Origin of the sequence: Streptomyces sp. NPDC047085 (assembly GCF_040643735.1) — a bacterium.
Lineage (GTDB): Bacteria > Actinomycetota > Actinomycetes > Streptomycetales > Streptomycetaceae > Streptomyces.
In genome coordinates this window covers 135,781-152,514 of the sequence record NZ_JBEYUW010000005.1, presented here as the reverse complement: position 1 = coordinate 152,514, position 16,734 = coordinate 135,781, and the positions used below count along the sequence as shown (strand labels likewise).

General features: G+C 72.3%; 15 protein-coding genes. 5 read left to right on the top strand and 10 right to left on the bottom strand.

What is annotated here, in order from left to right; genetic code table 11:
- Positions 1 to 76: 76 nt before the first annotated feature.
- On the bottom strand, positions 77 to 1,462 hold the full coding sequence (locus tag ABZ865_RS19370; protein ID WP_361231513.1) for a transcriptional regulator: 1,386 nt from the start codon (positions 1,460 to 1,462) through the stop codon (positions 77 to 79).
- A gap of 341 nt (positions 1,463 to 1,803) precedes the next feature.
- Between ABZ865_RS19370 and ABZ865_RS19365 the strand changes: the two genes are divergently transcribed.
- From ABZ865_RS19365 to ABZ865_RS19355, 3 genes are all read left to right on the top strand, one after another.
- Entirely contained in the window at positions 1,804 to 2,457 is a 654-nt protein-coding gene (locus ABZ865_RS19365) for a bifunctional DNA primase/polymerase (RefSeq protein WP_361231511.1), read from the top strand.
- A gap of 97 nt (positions 2,458 to 2,554) precedes the next feature.
- On the top strand, positions 2,555 to 3,331 hold the full coding sequence (locus ABZ865_RS19360) for an ABC transporter ATP-binding protein (RefSeq protein WP_361231509.1): 777 nt from the start codon (positions 2,555 to 2,557) through the stop codon (positions 3,329 to 3,331).
- The gene (locus tag ABZ865_RS19355) at positions 3,328 to 4,998 is read left to right on the top strand and encodes a transporter (protein WP_361231507.1); all 1,671 of its coding nucleotides are present in this window, start codon (positions 3,328 to 3,330) and stop codon (positions 4,996 to 4,998) included. Before ABZ865_RS19360 ends, ABZ865_RS19355 begins: the two co-directional genes overlap by 4 nt.
- Positions 4,999 to 5,114: 116 nt before the next feature.
- Here ABZ865_RS19355 and ABZ865_RS19350 read toward each other — a convergent pair whose 3' ends face one another.
- Together ABZ865_RS19350 and ABZ865_RS19345 are read right to left on the bottom strand one after the other, a co-directional pair.
- A complete protein-coding gene (locus ABZ865_RS19350; RefSeq protein ID WP_361231505.1) occupies positions 5,115 to 5,975 on the bottom strand; it encodes an alpha/beta hydrolase in 861 nt (286 codons plus the stop codon).
- A gap of 353 nt (positions 5,976 to 6,328) precedes the next feature.
- On the bottom strand, positions 6,329 to 7,021 hold the full coding sequence (locus ABZ865_RS19345; protein ID WP_361231503.1) for a metal-dependent transcriptional regulator: 693 nt from the start codon (positions 7,019 to 7,021) through the stop codon (positions 6,329 to 6,331).
- Positions 7,022 to 7,260: 239 nt separating this feature from the next.
- Here ABZ865_RS19345 and ABZ865_RS19340 point away from each other — a divergent pair, with 239 nt between their 5' ends.
- Positions 7,261 to 8,016 (top strand): SIS domain-containing protein, encoded by a 756-nt coding sequence (locus ABZ865_RS19340; RefSeq protein WP_361231501.1) that lies wholly within the window; start codon positions 7,261 to 7,263, stop codon positions 8,014 to 8,016.
- Between the two features lie 33 nt (positions 8,017 to 8,049).
- On the opposite strand, the gene ABZ865_RS19335 is transcribed toward ABZ865_RS19340, so the two are convergent.
- The 3 genes from ABZ865_RS19335 to ABZ865_RS19325 form a co-directional block, all read right to left on the bottom strand.
- Complete coding sequence (locus ABZ865_RS19335; RefSeq protein WP_361231499.1) at positions 8,050 to 9,510, bottom strand: PAS domain-containing protein; 1,461 nt, start codon at positions 9,508 to 9,510, stop codon at positions 8,050 to 8,052.
- Positions 9,511 to 9,623: 113 nt separating this feature from the next.
- Complete coding sequence (locus tag ABZ865_RS19330; protein WP_361231497.1) at positions 9,624 to 10,109, bottom strand: GNAT family N-acetyltransferase; 486 nt, start codon at positions 10,107 to 10,109, stop codon at positions 9,624 to 9,626.
- A 340-nt stretch (positions 10,110 to 10,449) separates the two neighbouring features.
- Positions 10,450 to 11,550: a citrate synthase 2 gene (locus ABZ865_RS19325; protein WP_361231495.1), complete on the bottom strand. Its 1,101-nt coding sequence runs from the start codon at positions 11,548 to 11,550 to the stop codon at positions 10,450 to 10,452.
- 229 nt (positions 11,551 to 11,779) lie between these two features.
- On the opposite strand from ABZ865_RS19325, the gene pdxH reads away from it, so the two are divergent.
- Positions 11,780 to 12,418 carry a pyridoxamine 5'-phosphate oxidase gene (gene pdxH, locus ABZ865_RS19320; RefSeq protein WP_361232265.1) on the top strand — a complete coding sequence of 213 codons (639 nt, stop codon included), beginning with the start codon at positions 11,780 to 11,782 and terminating at the stop codon, positions 12,416 to 12,418.
- A gap of 22 nt (positions 12,419 to 12,440) precedes the next feature.
- Here the strand turns inward: pdxH and ABZ865_RS19315 are convergent, their stop codons facing one another.
- The 4 genes from ABZ865_RS19315 to ABZ865_RS19300 all read right to left on the bottom strand — a co-directional run bounded on the left by ABZ865_RS19315 (position 12,441) and on the right by ABZ865_RS19300 (position 16,722).
- On the bottom strand, positions 12,441 to 13,475 hold the full coding sequence (locus ABZ865_RS19315; RefSeq protein WP_361231493.1) for a 2-oxoglutarate and iron-dependent oxygenase domain-containing protein: 1,035 nt from the start codon (positions 13,473 to 13,475) through the stop codon (positions 12,441 to 12,443).
- Positions 13,476 to 13,799: 324 nt separating this feature from the next.
- Complete coding sequence (locus ABZ865_RS19310) at positions 13,800 to 14,420, bottom strand: TetR/AcrR family transcriptional regulator (RefSeq protein WP_361231491.1); 621 nt, start codon at positions 14,418 to 14,420, stop codon at positions 13,800 to 13,802.
- A complete protein-coding gene (locus ABZ865_RS19305; RefSeq protein ID WP_361231489.1) occupies positions 14,408 to 15,157 on the bottom strand; it encodes an enoyl-CoA hydratase family protein in 750 nt (249 codons plus the stop codon). The genes ABZ865_RS19310 and ABZ865_RS19305 overlap by 13 nt, the downstream gene beginning before the upstream one ends.
- A complete protein-coding gene (locus tag ABZ865_RS19300) occupies positions 15,154 to 16,722 on the bottom strand; it encodes a 4-coumarate--CoA ligase family protein (RefSeq protein ID WP_361231487.1) in 1,569 nt (522 codons plus the stop codon). Before ABZ865_RS19300 ends, ABZ865_RS19305 begins: the two co-directional genes overlap by 4 nt.
- Positions 16,723 to 16,734: the final 12 nt, after the last annotated feature.

Genomic DNA, 16,734 nt, shown 5'->3' with positions numbered 1-16,734 from the left:
CCGGCCCGGCATCCGGACGCCGTTCGCCGCGCGTTCACGCAACCGCGGAGCCGGTGTTCAGGCGGCCTGCCGATGATCAGGCCGCCTGCTGGAGGTCGAGGCGGGCTCCGAACTCTCTCACCACCGCCTCGTCGCGGAAGGGCTCCAGTCGCTGCTGGAGGTCCTCCAGATACTCGGCGCCCCGGTTGGAGCGGAGCGTCTCCAGCAGCTCGACCGCCTTCAGGCCGGTGCTGCACGCCTGCTCGATCTCGCGCTGCTGCACCTGGGCCGTGGCGAGCAGCACATAGCCGATGGCGCGCCGCCGGGCCCGCGACTCGGGGTGCCCGGCCAGCGACTGCTCGGCGTACCGCGCCGCCGCCTCCGCCTGGCCCAGGTCGCGATGACAGTGCGCCAGCTCGTCGGCGAGGTAGGCCTCGTCGAAGTGCCTGATCCACGCCGGGTCGTCCCCGGAGGCCGCGTCCGCCTGCTCCATCGCCGAGATCGCCCGCCCGGAGGCCGCCTGCGCGGCACGGACGTCGCCGAGCAGGGCGTGCCCGCGGGCCTCGGCCGCGTGGAACATCGCCTCCGCGCGCGGGGTCACCCGCCCCCGCGCCCCCTCCTGCGCGGCCCGCGCCAGCTGGGCGATCTCGCGCGGATTGCCGAGCTGCGCGGCCAGGTGGCTCATGGAGGCGGCCAGGACATAGCCGCCGTAACCGCGGTCGCCGGCCGCCTGCGCGAGGCGCAGCGACTGGATGTAGTAGCGCTGGGCCAGGCCCGGCTGCCCGGTGTCGACCGCCATGTACCCGGCCAGCTCGGTCAACCGGGCGACGGTGGCGAACAGTTCACGGCCGACCGCCTCCCGGTACGACCCCGCGAGCAGCCCGGAGACCACGCTGTTGAGGTAGTGCACGACGACCGGCCGCACATGCCCGCTGCCGTACTGGTGGTCGAGATCCACCAGCGCCTGCGTCATGGACCGTACGGCCGCCACGTCGGACTGGCCCACGCGCGGGCCCGCCTGCCGGGCCACCTGGGCGTCCGGCGCCGAGATCAGCCAGTCACGGCTGGGCTCGACCAGCGCGGAGGCGGCGACGGAGGAGCCGGACAGGAAGTCCCGCCGCCCCACGTCGCTGCGCCACAGCTCGCAGACCTGCTCGATGGCCCCCAGTACCGTCGGCGAGAACTGGAGACCGACCCCCGAGGCGAGGTTCTTGCCGTTGGCCATGCCGATCTCGTCGATCGTGACCGTACGGCCGAGCTTGCGCCCGAGCGCCTCCGCGATGATCGCCGGGGCCCGGCCCCGCGGCTGCTGGCCGCGCAGCCAGCGGGCCACGGACGTCTTGTCGTAGCGCAGGTCGAGACCGTGCTCGGCGCCGCACATGTTGACCCGCCGGGCCAGCCCGGCGTTCGAGCACCCCGCTTCCTGGATGAGTGCCTGCAGCCGTTCGTTCGGCTGCCTCGCCACGAGAGGCCTTGCGGCCATGTGCTACCCCCTGCGAACCCCTGGAGCGTGAAGATCCGGCCGAACGGTCCGGCCGAACGATCCGGTCGGAACGTGCGGTCGGAACGTGCGGTCGGAACGTCCGGTCGGAACGATCCGGTCATGAAGATCACTGCCCAGCTGACATACCGTCAATGCGTGACATGTGCGGTTTGCCGGGGTAAAGGCAGATGCCACCCCCCTCCCTGACTACCCAGCCCACGCCCCGCTTCCTCCCACGCGCCCCCGGCTGTGCACCCATGCGCCCCGGCTGCCGAATCGATGCTCCTCCCCCGCGCGCGCTCCAGCCGTAACTCCAGGTGGGTGCGGGAGTTGAGTGGAACGTGGAAGAGACGATCGCGGGAACCGAAGCCGCTCAGATTCCGAGGCAGCGCGGGGCGTCGCTGCTGGAGACCGCCGTGCGCTACGCCGAGGAGCGGCACTGGGACGTGTTCCCGGGCACCTGGCTCGAAGCCGTCGACGGGGTGCAGCGCTGCTCGTGCGGCGATGCCTCCTGCCCCGCGCCGGGTGCGCACCCCGCGCGCTCCGACTGGGCGACGCAGGCGACCGGCAGTGCGACCGTCGCCCGCCGGATGTGGCAGAAGCAGCCCACGGCGTCGATCCTGCTGCCGACCGGGCGGACCTTCGACGCGCTGTCCGTCCCGGAGAGCGCCGGGTTCCTGGCCCTCGCGCGGATGGAGCGGATGGAGCTGACGCTGGGGCCGGTGACGCTCACTCCCGACCGGCGGATGCACTTCTTCGTGCTGCCGGGGGCCTCCGTGAAGGTTCCCGACCTGGTGCGGAAGCTGGGGTGGTCGCTGGCCTCGCTGGATCTCGCGCCCTTGGGGGAGGGAAGTTTCGTCGCCGCTCCGCCGACGCGGTTCGGGTCGCGGGGTGCGGTGCAGTGGGCCTGCCGGCCGACGGCGGCGAACCGGTGGCTGCCGGACGCGGAGGAGTTGATCTCGCCGCTCGCGTATGCGTGTTTCCGGGACCGGTAAGCGCGATCGATAAGGGGGTCGGTGAGGGGGGCGCCTGGCGGGGCCGTCTCCCCTTCGGGTTCGCTCCAGCCGCGTTCCAGCCGCGTAGGGTTCCTTCATGACCGAGGCTGCGGTGCGTGTGCGGGGGCTCTGGAAGCGGTTCGGGCAGCAGGTGGCGGTGGGTGGGGTGGATCTCGATCTGCCCGCCGGGAAGTTCATCGGGCTGGTCGGGCCCAACGGGGCGGGGAAGACCACCACGTTGTCCATGATGACCGGGTTGCTGCGGCCCGATCAGGGGTCCGTCGAGGTCGTCGGGCGGGACGTGTGGCGCGATCCGGTGGGCGTGAAGGCGCGGATCGGGGTGCTGCCCGAGGGACTGCGGTTGTTCGAGCGGCTGTCGGGGCGGGAACTGCTCGGGTACGCGGGGCGGCTGCGGGGGCTGCCCGGGCCCGAGGTCGACAAGCGGGCCACCCAGTTGCTGGACGTGCTCGATCTCGCCGGGGCCCAGCACAAGCTCGTCGTCGACTACTCGACCGGCATGCGCAAGAAGATCGGCCTCGCGGCCGCCGTCCTCCACAATCCCGAAGTTCTCTTCCTGGACGAGCCGTTCGAGGGCGTCGATCCGGTGTCCGCACAGACCATCCGCGGGGTACTGGAGCGCTACACCGCCTCCGGCGCCACCGTCGTGTTCTCCTCGCACGTCATGGAGCTGGTCGAGTCGCTGTGCGACTGGGTGGCCGTCATGGCCGCCGGGCGCATCCGCGCCACCGGACCCCTGGCCGAGGTGCGCGGGGCGCACCCCACGCTGCACGGGGCGTTCCTGGAGCTGGTGGGCGCGAGCGGCCGCGACACCGCATCCGATCTGGACTGGCTGGGCGGCGGGACACCCCGATGACCGACGAGACCGCGACCACGGACCCGACCGGCACCGCGCGGCCTGTCGCCACCACGGCTCTCACCGCCACGGCCCTGACCGCCACGGCCCTCACCGCCACCGTCGTACGCCTGAAGCTGTCGCTGCTGAGGAACGGGCTGCGGCAGTCGGCGGGCCGGCGGACCGCGTTCGTCACCTCGGCCGTTCTCGCCCTGCTCGTCGCACTGCTGCAACTGCTGGGTCTGCTGGCCCTGCGGGGGCACGCGCACGCCGAGGCCGTCGCCGTGCCGGCCACGGCCGTGACGGCGCTGGGATGGGCGGTGCTGCCACTGTTCTTCCCGAGCGGCGACGAGACGCTGGACCCGACCCGGCTGGTGCTGCTGCCCCTGCGGCCCCGGCCCCTCGTCCGGGCGCTGCTCGCGGCCTCCCTGGTCGGGATCGGGCCACTGTTCACGCTGCTGGTGCTGGCGGGGTGCGTCCTGGCGGTGGCGCACGGCGCGGCGGGGTACGCGTTCTCCGTCGTCGCCGTCGTCCTCGCCCTGCTGGTCTGCGTGGCGCTCGCGCGGGCCGTCGCCGCCGCCAACGTACGGCTGCTCACCAGCAGAAGAGGCCGCGATCTGGCCGTGCTGAGCGGCCTCGTGATCGCCATCGGGGCCCAGCTGGCCAACTTCGGCGCGCAGCGGCTCGGTTCGGCCGGGCTCGGACAGCTGGAACCGGCCGCGGACGTGCTGTCCTGGGTGCCGCCCGCCTCGGCGGTGGGCGCGGTGCACGCGGCGAGCGAAGGGTCGTACGGCGTCGCGGTCGCCCAACTCACGCTTGCCGTGGGTGCGTTGGCGGCCCTGATCGCCGTCTGGGCGCGGAGCCTGACCCGGCTGATGACCTCGCCCGACGGGTCCACGCTCCAGTGCGCCGACGTGGGGGCGCGCGAGCGCTCCTCCACGGGGCTGGGACGGCTGCTGCCGGGCGGGCGCACGGGCGCGGTCATGGAACGCGCCCTGCGCTACGTCTGGCGCGACCCGAAGACCAAGGCCGCATGGGTGACCTCGCTGGCCATCGGGCTGATCGTGCCGGTGTTCAACGCGGTGCAGGGCACCGGCTCGATCTACTTCGCGTGCTTCGCCGCCGGCATGCTCGGCATCCAGATGTACAACCAGTTCGGGCAGGACACCTCCGCCTTCTGGATGGTGGCCCTGACGATCTCCACCCCGCGGGACGCCTACGCCGAGCTGCGCGGACGGGCGCTTGCCCTGCTGGCGATCACCCTGCCGTACGCCGCCCTGGTCACCGTCCTGACGACCGCGCTGCTCGGCGACTGGCCCCGCCTTCCGGAGGTGCTCGGCCTGTCCCTCGCCCTGCTCGGCGCCATGCTGGCCACCGGCGCCTGGACCTCGGCCCGCTTCCCGTACTCCATCCCCCAGGAAGGCCACAAGAACGTCGCCCCCGGCCAGGCCGGCCTCGCCTGGATCTCCGTCTTCGGCGGCATGGTCGCCGCCGCCCTCCTCTGCTCCCCCGTCATCACCCTGACCATCTGGCTGAACGTGAGCGCGGACGGCGACGCGTGGACCTGGGTCCTGCTCCCGACGGGCGCGGCGTACGGCGCCACGATCACCTGGACGAGCCTCCGACTGGCAGCCCCACGCACGGCGTCCCGCCTGCCGGAAATCTTGGCGGCGGTGAGCAAGGGCTGAGGGCGCCGATCTGGCATAGGGCCCTGCAACTCACCCAAAGGGGCGCGGGGAACGGCGCGACACACAACGCACCCGCATCCGCCAACGCACCGACACCACGCAGACGAGAAGGCACATCAATCCCCGAGCACGGATGCAAGAAACGGCTCGACAGCCGACCGCCAAGCCACCGGCCGGTCATAGTGCACGAGGTGCCCCGCCTCCGCCACCTCCGCATACTCCCCCCGCGGCAGCACCCGCACCATCTCCTGCGCCTCCGCCCGGCCCAGCTCCCCGTCCAGCCCCCGCACGACCAGTGCGGGACACCGGACCTGCGCCAGCTCCTCCCAGTGCGCGTCGTACACCCAGCTCTCGCGGGTGCGCAGCATCTGCTCCGGGTCGAAGGCGGGGCGCCAGCCGTCCGCCGACTCGTGCATGACCTCGGCGTAGAACTCCCCCCGGGAGGGGTTCGGGCGCTCCACCCACGGATCGTCCTCGCCGAACCACTTGCGGACGTCGGCGAGGGTGGCGAACGGGACGGGCCAGGAACGGAACCACTGGGCCCACTCGCGCTGCGAGGCCGCGCCGAGGGCGGAGGCCCGCATGTCGCAGATGACCAGGCCGCGCACCAGGTCGGGGCGTTTCGCGGCGAGCTGCCAGGCGGTCAGGGCGCCCATGGCGTGCCCGATGAGGACGGCGGGGGCGAGACCGAGCTGTTCGACGGCGGCCTCGGCGTCCTCGACGTAGGCCTCCCGGCTGTACGCGGCCTGCGGGTCCTTCTCGCTCTGGCCGTGGCCGCGCTGGTCGAGCGCGACGGCGCGGTGCCGCTCGGCGAGCCAGCGGGCGGTGGACGCCCAGTGGGAGGCGCGGCCCATCAGGCCGTGGAGTAACAGCACGCCCGGAGCGTCGGGCTCCGGATCCGTCTTGGGAGGGTCCGCGAACTCCCAGGCGGCCAGGCGCACCCCGCCCGCTCCCGTCACGTCGATACGCCGTGCCATCGGCCTGGTACCCCCCAGCTCCGCCTGCCTCGTACCGGTGTACTGCCGTGCTCGCCGTCGCCGGCGTTCGCGCCGCTCACGCTGTCGTACTGCCGTCGTACCCGTACTTCCGTCGTACTGCCGTCGCAGACTATCGAATACCTATTCGAAAAATCGGCGTCTGCGGACAACACCCCTCGTTCGAGTGACACCCCTCAAGGAATGATCGCCGCCACCGAGGGGATCTTTCTGGCGGGAGGCGGACCGCTCGGGGAAAAACGGTCCGAAGGGGATGACCCTGGGAGCTCGGGGCTCCGGGTCAGCACAGGGGAGGACAGGCCCCGGCGCCACTCGGCGCCGGGGCCCCGACCTGTTCAGCGCTTGGCGACGAACACGTGCGAGGCGATGTCGGCCTCCAGCTCGGCCGCCTCGCCGCCACTGCCCACCAGCACCCCGCCGGCGGACTCCGTCACGCTCACCACGGAGCCGGGCTGCACGCCCGCGCGCCGCAGCGTGTACATCAGCTGCGCGTCCGTCTGGATCGGCTCGCCGATACGGCGGACGACGACCGTCTTGCCGTCGGCGCCTGCGTCCAGATCGGCCAGCGAGACCATGCTCTCGTCCAGGAACGGGTCGGCCCCGTCCTTCTCGCCCAGCTCCTCCAGACCCGGGATCGGATTACCGTACGGCGACTCGGTCGGGTGACGCAGTAGCTCCAGCACCCGGCGCTCGACGGCCTCGCTCATCACGTGCTCCCAGCGGCACGCCTCCGCGTGGACCTGCTCCCACTCCAGGCCGATCACGTCGACCAGCAGACACTCCGCGAGACGGTGCTTGCGCATCACGCGCGTGGCCAGGCGGCGGCCCTCGTCGGTCAGCTCCAGGTGGCGGTCGCTGGCGACGGACACGAGACCGTCACGCTCCATGCGCGCCACCGTCTGGCTCACCGTCGGCCCGCTCTGGTCCAGCCGCTCCGCGATGCGGGCGCGCATGGGGACGACGCCTTCCTCTTCGAGTTCGAGGATGGTGCGGAGATACATCTCCGTGGTGTCGATCAGTCCGGACATACGTGCCCCTCGATTACCTCTGCCGGCAGCTCCGGCGCGTGCGCTGGCCCTGGCATCAATTCTGCCGGATCCCACTGACAAGCGGGGGCCTCCGGCAGAACGGCGTCCGCGGAGCACCCCAAGGGGTCCAGCGCGACACCCCCCGTCAACACGCGTACACACCCCCTCGGCCGTATTGACACCGCACTGGTCCAGACCGCACCGTGATCCGCGACACCGACGCCGCGAAGGGGCACCGCATGAGCGACGGCACGCCTGCCGACCTGTTCTTCGACGCCGCCATCAACCTGCTGCAACAGGTCCGCGAGGAGGAGGCCGAGGCGATCGACAGGGCCGGCACCCTGCTCGCCGACACCGTCGCGGCCGGCGGACGCCTGTTCGCCTTCGGCGCCGGGCACTCCTCCCTGGCCGCCCAGGACGTCGTCTACCGCGCCGGCGGACTCGCCCTGATGAACCTGCTCGCCGTCCCCGGAGTCGTCGGCGTCGACGTCACCCCGGCCACCCTCGGCTCCGCCCTCGAACGCGTCGACGGCCTCGCGAGCGCCGTCCTGGACACCTCACCCCTCCGCGCCGGCGACGCCCTCGTGATCATCTCCCTCTCCGGCCGCAACGCCCTGCCCGTGGAGATGGCCCTCAGCGCCCGCGCCCTCGGGGTGAAGGTCATCGGCGTGACATCGGTGGCGTACGCCACGGAGACGACGTCCCGGCACACCTCGGGCACCTTCCTGAAGGACCACTGCGACGTCGTCCTGGACTCGAAGATCGCCGTCGGCGACGCCGAACTCACCCTCGACACCATCCCGGCGCCCTTCGCTCCCGCCTCCACGGTGGTCACCAGCGCCCTGATGCAGGCCGTCGTGGCCACCGCTGCCGCCACCCTGGCCGACCGCGGCATCGAGCCCCCACTGCTGCGCTCCGGCAACGTCGACGGCGGCCACGAATGGAACAGGCGGGTCATGGAGGAGTACGGCGACCGGATCTTCTACCGCCGCTGAGACGGCCACTCCCTACCCGCTACTCCCTGCCCCCTACTTCCCCGGCTCCTCCCGCACGGCCTCCGCCAGGTCCAGCGCCGCGCCGATCCGTGCGGCCACGTCCTCGGCGTAGGCCGCGTCGGACCGCTCGAAGCGGCTGCGGCCGGACCCGCGCAGGAAGGTGACCACGCCCAGCGTCCGGCCCCGGCTGCGCAGCACCGCGCACAGGGCGTGCACGGCGTCCTCGGGCCACTGCCGGTCCCGCGCCCACTCCCGCGCCCGCTCGGCCGACACCGACCCGGCGTCCGCGCGCACCGTGCCGGCCCGCGCGACGCACTGCAGCGCCGGGTGCCCGGGTTCGTAGCGCAGGGGCAGCCCGGCCGCGCCCGTGAGCACGCTGGGACCGGGAGCCCCGGCGGGGGTGGCCGCGAGCCGCACCAGCCGCACCGGGGCCGAGTCGTCGCCCTCCGCGCGCGGGGCGCCGGCCATGCGGTCGAGCAGCGCGTGGTCGGCGAAGCCGGCCAGCGCGAAGTCGAGGTGGACGGTGGCCGCCTCCGCCGGATCCTCGCACTCGCCCGCGGCGCGCGCGGCGCGGTGCAGCTGGTTGGTGCGGAAGCGCAGCAGGGAGGCCTCCTGCTCGCCGTGCTTGGCCTCGGTCACGTCCTGGAAGAGCCAGCCGACCCCGAGCGGCACCGGCTCCTCGGCCAGCGGCGACGCCAGCCGCAGGAACCCGCTGCGCCAGCAGCGCCGCTTCTCACCCTCCGGCGTGCGCAGCGCCACCCACATCTCGGCGGGCGCGGGCGGCGCACCCTCGGCCAGCACATGAGTGAGCGCGCTCTCCAGCTCCTCCGCGCCCTGCGCCAGCAGCTCACCGAGCGGCCGCCCGAGCGCGGACGTACGCCCGATACCCAGGGCACGCGCCGCGTGCGCGTTCACAACGGCGGGCCGCAGATCGGCGTCCACCAGGACCACACCCCAGGACGCGTCCTCGAACAGCGCCTCGCTCAACGCGATCGAACGCTCCAGGTCGATCTGCGCGTGCACCTCACTGAAGGCGCAGTACAGACCCGCGGGCTTGCCGTCCGGACCGCGTACGGCGGCGGACTGGGTCCGCACGAGCACGCGTCCGCCGTCCTTGGTGACCAGGGCGAACTCATGCACCTGACGGCCGGACGCGTGCATGGCCGCCATCAGCCGGGACTGCACCTCCTCGGCGTCGGCGCTGCGCACCGCCCACCCGGCGAAGCCGTGCCGCCCGACCGCCTCGGCCGCACTCCAGCCCAGGATGCGCTCCGCCTCGCGGTTCCAGTGGGTCACCACACCATCGGCGTCGAAGGCGCACAGCGCCGCGTCCATGCCGTCCAGCAGCGCGGCGAGCAGATCCTCGGAACCGCCGGACTCGTCCGGGGGGTCGGGGTCCGGCCCGCCCGGGCCGTCAGAGCGGTGCGGGCCGGACCGCTCGGGCTCGTCCGGCCCCAGCTCGTCGGTGGTCCCACTCCGCCGGGAAGCACTCACCTGGACCCCCTGGAGGCTGCGTCGGCGCACGTTACGGCGCTCGGTTCGCTCATCGGCCTTCATTCAACTGGAACGTGACGCAGCCCACATCCTGTTCCCGCAGATTGAAGGAATCAATGCCGGACAACCAGACCCGGCCCACCCGCCGGCTCTCGCCCCAGCTCCAGCCGCAGGTCGACCCACTCGTCGCTCCCGTCGTCCAGCACATACCGGTCGGTCTCCACGAAACCACGCCGCTCCGCGAACCGCAGCCCGTCCACGTTCACGGCCAGCACACACGTCTCGACCGCCCTCGCACCGAGCACACGCGCGTGCGCGAGCCCGTTCTCGTACAGGGCCGCACCGAAGCCACGCCCCCGGTACACGGGCAGCACCCGCGCGATCACGGTCACGACCCCGTCCTCCCCCACCGGCGGCCTGACCGTGGAGCACCCGACCAGCTCATCCCCGAGATAGGCGTTCTCCATCCGATACCGCCCCACCCGCTCCCGCGCGTCCTCGACGGACATGGCGGCAGGCGGAACGATCACATTGTGGACGTACCGCCACTGCTCGAGCATGGCGTCACCGTCGACGGGCTCGATACGAAGATCGGTCATGCGCGGCAACGTAGGGAAACGGGCGCCCAGCCGCCACCGCTTTCGAGCAAGCCGAAAAGGCGAGCAAAAAACGGTTGAACCGAACCGGTCGGCTTCTTAGGGTGGCGATTACACGAGAAGGGAGGTGGTTCGGCAGATGTATGAAAACCGGACGCGTGAGGTGACTGCGGGCTAGCGGCTCGCCACCACACCCAGTGCGGTGCCGGACCGGCACGTGAAAGACGCGTGCAGCCGGCCCAATCCCAAGCAGTCACCCGACCCGCGAGCTCGCCGGTACGTCCGGCCGGCTCCTCCGCCGAGGCGGAGGGACCGAGCTCGCGGGTCGTCTGCGTTTGTCGGTTCAGTGGGCGATGTCCGCGTATCCCTCGACGTCCCGCGGATCGCGCGGCCCCGGCCCCACATACCGCGCCGAAGGACGCACCAGACGACCGGTGCGCTTCTGTTCCAGAATGTGCGCGGACCAGCCGGCGGTCCTCGCGCACGTGAACATCGACGTGAACATGTGCGCCGGGACTTCGGCGAAGTCCAGCATGATCGCGGCCCAGAACTCCACGTTGGTGGCGAGCACGCGATCCGGCCGCCGATTGTGCAGCTCCTCCAGCGCGGCCTTCTCCAACGCCTCCGCGATCTCGAACCGCGGCGCTCCCAGCTCCCGCGCCGTACGCCGCAGCACGCGCGCCCGCGGGTCCTCGGCCCGATACACCCGGTGCCCGAACCCCATCAGCCGCTCACCGCGGTCCAGCGCCCGCTTGACGTAGGCCTCCGCGTCCCCGGTGCGCTCGATCTCCTCGATCATGCCGAGCACGCGGGAGGGCGCACCACCGTGCAGCGGCCCGGACATCGCGCCCACGGCCCCGGACAGCGCGGCAGCGACATCCGCACCCGTCGACGCGATCACCCGTGCCGTGAAGGTGGACGCGTTCATGCCGTGCTCGGCGGCCGACGTCCAGTAGGCGTCCACGGCGGCGACATGCTTCGGGTCCGGCTCGCCCCGCCAGCGGATCATGAACCGCTCCACGACGGACTGCGCCTTGTCGATCTCCCGCTGCGGCACCATCGGCAGTCCCTGCCCGCGCGCGGACTGGGCGACGTACGACAGCGCCATGACGGCGGCGCGGGCGAGGTCGTCGCGGGCCTGCGCCTCGTCGATGTCGAGCAGCGGCCGCAGCCCCCACACGGGTGCCAGCATCGCGAGCGCCGACTGGACGTCCACGCGGATGTCACCCGAGTGGACGGGGATCGGGAACGGCTCGGCCGGTGGCAGGCCGGGGTTGAAGGCACCGTCGACGAGCAGCCCCCACACATTGCCGAACGAGACGTGACCGACCAGATCCTCGATGTCGACGCCCCGGTACCGCAGGGCGCCGCCCTCCTTGTCCGGTTCGGCGATCTCCGTCTCGAACGCTACGACTCCCTCGAGCCCAGGTACGAAGTCGGACATCAGGCGGCTCCTCATGGTGTGTCGGCGGCGGTCACCCCGGTGATGCCCCGATCCTCCGGTGGTCACCCAAACCGCGGGGGGATCTGCACGATAACCCCGAGTGTCACCGTTGGGGAGACCACGCGACACTGAGTGCCACGCTCGTTCGATACGGCAGGATGACCGCGTGACGACCGACAGCGAACCCTTCTTCGAACCCGTCCTCGACCCTGCCACCGATCCCGCCGCCATGCGGAAGCAGTACCGGGCCCAGGGTCTCGAAGAGCACGACCTCGCCACGCACCCGATGGACCAGTTCGCCCGCTGGTTCGAGGACGCCGCGAGGGCGGCTCTGCACGGCACGATCTACGAGCCGAACGCCATGGTCGTCTCCACGGCGGACGCGAAGGGCCGGCCCAGCTCCCGCACGGTCCTGATGAAGCAGTTCGACACCGACGGCTTCGTCTTCTACACCAACTACGACTCCCGCAAGGCCCGCGAGCTGGCGGAGAACCCGTACGTCTCCCTGCTCTTCCCCTGGCACCCGGTCGCCCGCCAGGTCATCGTCACCGGCGTCGCCCGCCGCACCGGCCGCGACGAGACCGCCGCCTACTTCCGCAGCCGCCCGCACGGCTCCCAGCTGGGCGCCTGGGCCAGCGCCCAGTCCTCCGTGATCGCCTCCCGCGCCGAACTGGAGGAGGCCTACGCCGACCTCGGCGCCCGCTACCCCGAGGACGAACAGGTCCCGGTCCCGCCGCACTGGGGCGGCTTCCGCATCGCCCCGGAGACGATCGAGTTCTGGCAGGGCCGCGAGAACCGCCTCCACGACCGCCTGCGCTACACCGCCCGCCCCGACGGCACCTGGACAGTGGACCGCCTGAGCCCGTGAGGCGCGGCCCCCACGGTGGGGGTCACGCCGGAGTCAGCAGGTTCGTGTGGTGGCGTTCTGCCACCAGGGGGTGGGCCCGGAGTTTGCCCTTCAGTTCGTTGTAGCCGTATTCGGCGTACAGGGGGTTGGAGGGGTCGGTGGTGATGCCGGGGGCCGTGGAGGCGTGGGGGAAGGGGAGGGGGGCGACCTTCGCGTCCAGACGGGGGTTGTAGAAGAACGGGACGGAGAAGCGTTCCGTCGCTCCGGGCGGGCTGACCACGCGGTGGTTGGTGGCGACCAGGTAGCCGTTGGTGGCCACCTCCAGCAGTTCGCCGAGGTTGACGACGAAGGCGCCCTCCAGCGGGGGCACGTCGTGGAAGAGGCCGTCCTCGCGCTGGACCTGGAGGCCGCCGACGGTGTCCTGGAGGAGGAGGGTGAGGAAGCCGTAGTCCTTGTGCGCGCCCACGCCCTGGTCGGTGCCGTCGCCCGCGCTGCCGGGGTAGCGGACCAGCTTGAGGTGGGGGTGGGCGTGCTCGCCGAAGATCGGGTCGTAGAAGTCGGCGGGGGCACCGATGGCGGTGAGGAGTTCCCGGAGGAGGCGCTGGGCCACGGCGCTGAGCTTGTCGATCCAGGCCAGGGCGGCGGTGCGCAGCTCGGGGAGGGCGGCGGGCCACTGGTTGGGGCCCTCCAGCCACCAGTACGGGGGCTCGTCCGGGCCGGGGGCGTGGGCGGGGCGCTCGGCGCCTATGTCGAGCTGGTCGCGCCAGTCGCGGGAGCCGCCGGTGCGTTCGTCGCCGGTGCGCGTGTAGCCGCGGAAGTGCGGGGAGTTGACGTTGTCGAGGGCGAGCCGGTCGGCCTCGGGCAGCTTGAAGAAGGCGTGCATGGCCGTGAGCAGGGCGTCGGTCTCGGCCCGGGTCACGCCGTGTCCGACGAGCTGGAAGAAGCCGACGTCGTGGGCGGCGCTGTGCAGCTGGGCGTGGAGCAGCGCCCGGGCCTGGGGGCCGCGGTCGGCGGCGGACAGGTCGATGATCGGGAGCTGGTCGTACGACGGGGTCGCCGTCGCGGTGTGCGTCGTCATGGGTGCGTCCACAGGGGTGTGTGGGCCACGGGCAGGCCGCCATGGGTAGGGGCGGCGCCCAGAATGCCGTAAAAGAGGGAAGAAAAAAGGGGCTGAATCAGGCCGAAAGGCGACAGCCCATGCTCGTGACGCGCACGTAGTCCACGTGGCGGCGGCGAACGAGCATCGGAGGCATGGGCCCAAGAGTACTGCGGGTCGCCAAATCCGGCTGTGGCCCGGTTCACGTGGCCGGCGCCGGGGGCGTCTCAGCAGGTCAGGGCCGCACGGTGGGTCAGGCCACACCGTGGCTCAGGGTCGCACCGTGGCTCAGAGTCCCCCTGTGGCTCAGGTCAGCGCCGCGTCCAGCAGGGCCGCCCACTGGGTCACGACCCGGGCGCGGCGGGCGGTGTCGTCGGTGAGGAGGTTGGCGAGGCCGAGGCCGCGGGCCATGTCGAGGAAGCCCTGGACGGTTTCGCGGACGCCGGGGCGGGATTCGTCGGCGCCGAGGAGTTCGACGGCGATGCGGTGGGTCTCGCGGCCGACGCGGGCCTCCAGCTCGGTGACCCGGGTGCGCAGCTGGTCCTCGTTGGAGGCGGCGACCCACAGGTGGAGGGCGGCACGGAAGAGGGGGCCGGTGTAGAGGTCGACCAGGGCGGCGACGACGGCGCGGCGGTCGGCGGCGCCGTCCGGGAACAGGTCTCTGAGCGCGCTGGAGCGTTCTTCGGCGACGTACTCGACGGCGGCGGTGAACAGGTCCTCGCGGGTGGGGAAGTGGTGTTGCGCGGCGCCCCGGGAGACGCCGGCGCGTTCGGCGACGACGGCGACCGTGGAGCCCGCCCAGCCGTGTTCGGCGAGGCAGGCCACGGCGGCCTCCAGGAGCCGCTGCCGGGTGGCCCGGCTGCGGTCCTGCTTGGGGACGCGATCGGGGACCCGGTCGCGTTCCGCCGTCGTACTCACACCACCCATGCCGCATCACGTCTTTCCAGGAAGGCCGTCATCCCCTCCCTGGCCTGGGCGGAGGCGAACAGCCGGGCCGAGAGCGCGGTCAGGTGGGCCGCGTCCCGGTCGAACGTCTCCAGCACCCTAGCTGTGAGCAGCTGTTTCGTCTCGGCCAGGGCCTGGGGGGAGGAGCGGCGCAGGCCGTCCAGGACGGGGGCGAGGGCTTCGTCCACGTCGTCGCCGGTGAGGGTGAGCAGGCCCAGGCGTTGGGCCTCGGCGGGGCCGAAGCGTTCGCCGGTGAGGTAGTAGCGGGCCAGGGCGCGGGGGTCGGTGCGCGGGATGACCGGGAGGGAGATCACCGCGGGGGCGACCCCGATGCGGACCTCGGTGAAGGCGAAGGTGGCCTCGGGGGAGGCGGCGGCGATGTCGCAGGCGGCGAGGAGGCCGAGGCCGCCGGCCCGGACGTGTCCGGTGATCCGGGCGATCACGGGTTTGGGCAGTTCGACGAGCTGCCGGAGCACGCCGACGAGGGCGTCCGGGTCGGGTGGGTCGCGCAGGTCGGCGCCGGCGCAGAAGGTGGTGCCGGTGTGGGTGAGGACGACCGCTCGGACGTCCGGGTCCTTGGCGCAGTCGGCGAGGGCGCCGGAGAGGTCGCCGACGAGCGCCGCCGAGAGTGCGTTGCGGGTGTCGACGGCGTCGAGGCTGAGGGTTTCGACGGCACGCGCGCGCGTGCGTCCGATCAGTGCGCCTTTCGGTGTGCTCACGCGTGCTCCCTGAGTTCGCGGCGGAGGATCTTCCCGGAGGCCGCGCGTGGGACGGTGTCGATGAAGGTGATCCGGCGGACGCGTTTGTAGGGGGCGACGCGTTCGGCGACGTAGAGCATGATCTCGTTCTCAGTCAGGTCGTCGGCGGTGGGCTGGCGGACGACGTAGGCGTGCGGGATCTCGTTGCCGTCCTCGTTGTAGGCGCCGACGACGGCGGCGTCGGCGATGCCGGGGTGGGTCAGGAGCAGGGCTTCCAGCTCTGCGGGGGCCACTTGGAAGCCCTTGTACTTGATGAGTTCCTTCACGCGGTCGACGACGTACAGCCAGCCGTCGGGGTCGACGTGTCCGACGTCTCCGGTGTGCAGCCAGCCCTCTGTGTCGATCATGGCGGCGGTGGCGTCGGGGCGGCCGAGGTAGCCCTTCATGATCTGGGGGCCGCGGATGAGGATCTCGCCGGGTTCGCCGGTGCCGAGGTCCTTGCCGGGGTCGTCGAGGGAGACGATGCGCATCTCGGTGCCGGCGATGAGCCTGCCGACGGTGCCGGGGGGTGCCTGGTGCAGGCTGTCGAGCGGGACGACGTGGGTGCCGGGGGACAGTTCGGTCATGCCGTAGGCCTGGCCGATGGGCGGCAGTCCGAGGCGTTCGGCGCAGGCGGCGGCGAGGGCCGCGTCGAGCGGGGCGGCGGCGCTGATGACGTACTTCAGGGAGGAGAGGTCGTAGCGGGCCACCGAGGGGTGCTTGGCGAGGGCGAGGACGATCGGCGGGGCGACGTAGAGGCCGGTGATGCGGTGGTTCTCGATGGCGGCGAGGAAGGTCTCCAGGTCGAAGCGGGGCAGGACGACGACCGTGGCGCCCTTGCGCAGGGGCGCGTTCATCAGGGCGGTGAGGCCGTAGATGTGGAAGAAGGGCAGTACGGCGAGGATGCGGTCGCCGGGGCCGGCCGGGACGGCGGGTTCGAGCTGGGCGAGGTTGGTGGCGATCTGCCGGTGGGTGAGCATCACGCCCTTGGGGATGCCGGTGGTGCCGGAGGAGTACGGCAGTGCGGCGATGTCCTCGGCCGGGTCGAAGTCGATCTCCGGTTCGGGTGCGGCGGAGGCGAGCATGTCGATGAGCGAGCGGTGTCCGGTGGCGCTGTCGCAGACGAATATCTCCCGTATGCCGCCCGCGAGTTCGGCGGCGCGGCGGGCGGAGTCCAGCAGCGGGGAGACGGTGACGATCCAGCGGGCGCCGCTGTCGCCGAGCTGCTTGGCGAACTCCTCGGGTGTGGCGAGCGGGTGCACGGTGGTGACGGAGGCGCCCGCGCGCGTGGCGGCGTAGAAGGCGGTCGGGAAGGCGATCGTGTTGGGACTGTGCAGGGCGAGGACGTCGCCCTTGCGCACGCCGGCGTCGGCGAGCGCGGCGGCGAGGCGCCGGTGGAACCGGTCCACTTGCTCGTACGTGAGGGTGGTGCCGTCCGTGCCGTCGACGAGGGCCGGCTGGTCGCCGAAGTCGGCGGCCCGGCCCAGGACGGCGTCGTGGATGGGGAGTTCTACGGGCGGGACGTCTGCGTACGCGCTGCGGAACACGGTTCCTCCAAG